Source organism: Chitinimonas violaceus (assembly GCF_052601015.1).
The window spans coordinates 1-4589 of the sequence record NZ_JBQXDJ010000129.1 but is presented as its reverse complement, the minus strand read 5'-3'; the positions used below and the strand labels follow the sequence as shown (position 1 = coordinate 4589).

The following is a 4589-nucleotide window of genomic DNA, read 5'->3' as shown; positions in this document are numbered from 1 at the left end:
ACTGCGCCACCAGCGCACGATATCCCTGCGAGCAATATTGACTCCCTCGGTCCGAATGCAGCATCAATCCTGCTTCTGGCCGTTTCCACTTTATCGCCTTCCACAACGCCTGACTGACCAAGTCTTGCGTCATTCGCGCACCCATTGCATAACCCACCATCTCGCAGGTAAACACATCCTTGATGCCCGCCAGATAGTGCCAACCCTCATCTGTTTGGAGGTAAGTAATATCGCTCACCCAGACCTGCTTTGGGCCCGTCGGTTCAAAGGTCTGGTTCAGCAGGTTATCGGCAACAGGCAAGCAATGAGCTGAATGGGTCGTCGCTTTGAATCGCCGTTTCTGGACGCAGCAGATACCCTCTTCGCGACGTAGTCGCGCTATCCGGTCCCGACCCGCCACTATCCCTTCGGCAGCCAGTTCAGTTTGCAGGCGTCTTGCACTATAGGTTCCGCGTGTTTTGTCGTGGGCTGCACGGATTGCTACCCGCAATCGTTCGTCTTCCTGAGCCCGTCGACTCGGTGGACGTTTAAGCCAGGCATAGAAACCACAACAAGAAACCACCAGGGTCCGGCACAGCCACGTTACCGGGTAAACCTGTCGCCATTGCTTCACGAACGCGTACCGGGCAGTGATTCCCTGGCAAAGTACGCCGTTGCTTTTTTTAGGATGTCCCGTTCCATCCGGGCCTCGGCCAGCTCCCGACGCAGCTCCGGTTCTCCGCAGCCAATTCGACTGCGCTCTGCATGCCTGCACCTGACACGCTTACTGTCTTGCCTTTACGGGCTTGGGTCACCCAATAAGCCAAGGTGCCCTGATTCATATTTAATCGTGTTGCTGCTTCGGCAACCGACAACCCTTGGTCCAGTACTAACTTGATGGCTTCCGCTCGGTATTCCGACGTATAGCTTTGTGTTTTTCTCTTGCTCATCGCAGCCTCCTGTTGGCTCAATGTTACCAATCAGGTGTGTCTACGGAATTCAGGCTACCTCATATTGATCAGATTGAATTTCCCTAACTAGCTATCTGTAAGCAACCCAAAGCGGTCATCAAGAGTCCCTCCACTACAGAGCGTCAACGAATTGCCGCCTGCAAGTTCCGACCTTTTCCTGGTCCTATAAACGAGTCACCTAAACAAAAAAGCACCCCCGTTTTTGCTAGCGGAGGTGCTGTACATTTCACTGTTCTTGAACTGACGCTACTCGCTTTAAGATCGTCCGAGATGTTGGAATTCGATGTCAGTTAGTGCAGCCTTGCCGGCAGCCTTAGGGAACACGAGTTTGAGTTCTTTCAAACTGTTATGGTCCACACCTGGAAATGCTTTCAGCGGGATCGCAACCATATTGAGTAACTGCACAACAGAGCCGTTGGCAAATAGTATATCGTCAGGCGCATCCGTCATCGGTAAGCCATCTCTTTTCGGTTTGGGCGCCAGATATAACGCATCACTGAAATCGCTGGCAGTGACTGTGGCAGTACGTCCTGCCGTGTCGGTTAGCGTCACAGCTATTTCTTGTCCCATTGGGCGAATGACCGCAACGCGGAAAGTCAGTGCGTCATAAGTTACGGCGGACATGCCCTGCAGGTTGGTGACAAACGTCGCTCCCGGTTTAGACCAAGACAGTTCAAGGTGATCCGCAACGGACCGAAAACCTGTCGCCGTCTGTTCAAACTGGGCATCCGGATACTCAAAATCTTCTAGTCGATCTGGTATACAAGCACCCATGGTATTACCTATCCCATAGGGCATCTGACAACTAGCGATATTGTCAAATCCTGTCAGCGCAACACCACCACCCAGAGCGTTAAAACTCAGGCTGTCAGTCTGATCAAACCGTTGCACTAACTTGCTTTGATGACTTCCCTTCTGGATAGTTAGGACTACACGCTCGTCACATGTTCCTACACCGCCAGGACATGCAGCAGCAGGAAGTTGCGCAGTACCATTCCAATACCCAGCAAATTTTTGTTCTCCACCAACAAAATGCCGCATGAATGAATTGATGAGAAACTGCCCGCTACGACGTTGATCCTCAGAATTTAGTCGAACGCTCCCTGGGCGATTGGCGCAATAATCACTACGTCTATATACGTCGGCGTCGTTATGTGTCCAAAGGGTGTTATAAAAATTATGGTTCGCGCCTCTAACCAGAATCTGGTAACGCGGTGAAGTATCACTCGCTGCGCTGAAACGATTACGATCAAAGGTACGCGCACCTTCCAGGGAGAATACGTCGCCGTCGCATGAGGGCAATAGCAATGCTAAGGGAACATTAACCAGACCAAGGTTGCCGCTAAAGTCTGTTGGTGCCACTAATAACCCTGCCTTGAAATGATACGGTGGGGTCGATTCTGCGCCAGCTGAGTAGTAGATATTATATTTCTGTATGGCACTGCTGAATTTCGCCCTGTCCAGCTCGGCAGTACCTGATGCCGATATTGTTACCGCCGCCGCAAGATCAGGGTAGTGTGCAAATGCTGGGGCATTCATTTGTAAGGCGATGCGCAAATCTTCTTCCGTTACACCGACGCGAGTGAGGTTGTACTTAATTGCATTTGAGATGCCTTCACCGCCACGTGAATGACCCATCATGCCGATACGCGTCAAGTCAAGTTTGTCTTTCAACTGGTCCAACATGCCTGGACCACCACGTTTATCTATTTCACGCAGGCGATCCAATGTGCCTAAAATCAGCTGACCACGAGACCGGCTCGAAGGATCACCACTCCCGATACCTCCTGGAGAGTTGCCATTAATTGCGTTTGCATCAATTGAAACAGCGACATAACCCTGTGAAGCCAGGTCCTGTGCCAAGTAATCGTATCCTTGGTAACTGGGATCTCGCGGATCATGATTGCCATGCAAGAAAACAATGACTGGAAAGCGAGTGGTTGTTCTGGGTAATGCTGTGCTGGCGATTGGGTAGCGTACCCAACCCCTTACAGGAGTAATAAGAATACTGTTGTCTGTACCGGATTGAGCTACCAGATTGCCCAAGTCATATGCAATAGCCGGTGATGGTACAAAAGACGCATTGTCTGATGTCACAGGCGCCACGTTGGTAAAACGCACTGGCTCCGTATTTGTTTGGGTAGGTAAAGCAGGTTCATTAGGTTTAGTCTCTCTTCCAGGATTAGAAGTCTGCACTGGGGACTCAGTGCCAGGAACTGGTATTGCCGTTCCTGGGACGGGGGGGGGATTTCCGTCGCCACATCCGCTCAATAAGGTAATAACAAGACTAAATATGCATCCATAATGCGCGCAACTTTGGAGTTTTTTCTTCATCCGGAACTTGGGCCTAATAAGAATTTGAAGCATCTAGGACGACCTACTCAGCCCAACAAACCGAGCAAACGTCACAACTCCCTTCTCACTGGGCCACAACTGACACATCGACGGCTGTGCCCAGTGTATGAGGTGTGCATTAGTGCAGTGCGAATCAATTTAGTTGCGAGATATTGTATCGGCTGGAAGCGCAGCCAATTTCAAATGCAAGACGGTGGTTCGGAGCGCTACGGATTAACAATCAAATGATTAAGTGTCCGTTTCTGGCTGTTGGCAGCCTGTAGGGGTTCGGGTGTACTGCGAACCTGCATCTTGCCGCTCTACGTGCAAAACCCACCTTTTCCCGTTCTACATTTACCCCCTCCCTAACCGCACTAAAAGGGCCTTAAAGGGGCTTATTTTGAAATCACATAGAACGAAATCTTACCTAAGAGACTGTTTTTACTAGCTTAACCGATGGACTCATAATCCTTTGGTCCACGGTTCAAGTCCGTGCGGGCCCACCAATAAAAAGCAGTGAAATTAATGGGTTAGCGTTACAGCGCTAACCCATTTTTCTTTATTTTTGCTCCGCAATTCCGGGTCCGCTCCGCAAATGCCTCATTCTGTGGGGTCGGAAAAGTCCCCTAGGCGGTCTCGAATGTAGTGTTCGGCATGGCCAAATTGGCGTGTCCGAGCTGCTTCTGCGCCTTCCTCATGTTGCCCTGTGACTTCTCAACTACGTCTGTTCCTGCTTTTGCTCTGAGGTCACGAATTTGAAACTCAGCTATTTCTGTTGCCAATTCCGGATTCGCTTCAGCGGCGATAATTCGGGCTTTATCAAATCGACTCCGCAGTGCGCTTGTGGTTAATGGTCGTAACTCTTCATTTACGATTAACTTAAGAACACGTAACTTATTGTCCCCCTTCCTGGCCTTTATGCATCCCAGCAAAGCGGCAAGCTTGCCCTTGACCGCAATTCGCAGTTTCTTACCAGTCTTGCTTTGTCTTACGTACAGCACACCGTCTCTAATATCTGTTTCTGCCATCGACAGAACACTGCTTGGCCTCTGGCCGGTCAGATAAGCAAGTTCCAGCGTATCTTTGAGCGGTTGATCTGCAACTGCGAGTACCGCTTGGTAGATCACGTTCTCTACGTAAATATCACGGCCTTTTTCTGAAAAACCAGGAATACCTGTATGACCTGTCCTGACAACCGTAGACACACCCACTTCAAATGCAGACCAATTGCCTGCTGAATTTTTCTGCAAACACCGCCGGTGCCAAATTACCTAGCCGAGAGTGGCGTCGTTGGCGGTTGTAAAA

General features: G+C 50.2%; 2 protein-coding genes and 1 pseudogene. All 3 read right to left on the bottom strand.

Annotation, left to right across the window (positions count from 1 at the left end; all coding sequences use genetic code 11):
* A pseudogene (locus ACUHMQ_RS20160) lies at positions 1–929 on the bottom strand (IS3 family transposase); the annotation flags it as partial.
* 276 nt (positions 930–1205) lie between these two features.
* Positions 1206–3071 carry an alpha/beta hydrolase family protein gene (locus ACUHMQ_RS20155; RefSeq protein ID WP_445297242.1) on the bottom strand — a complete coding sequence of 622 codons (1866 nt, stop codon included), beginning with the start codon at positions 3069–3071 and terminating at the stop codon, positions 1206–1208.
* An 839-nt stretch (positions 3072–3910) separates the two neighbouring features.
* Entirely contained in the window at positions 3911–4534 is a 624-nt protein-coding gene (locus ACUHMQ_RS20150; RefSeq protein ID WP_445297241.1) for a tyrosine-type recombinase/integrase, read from the bottom strand.
* Between the last annotated feature and the right edge of the window lie 55 nt (positions 4535–4589).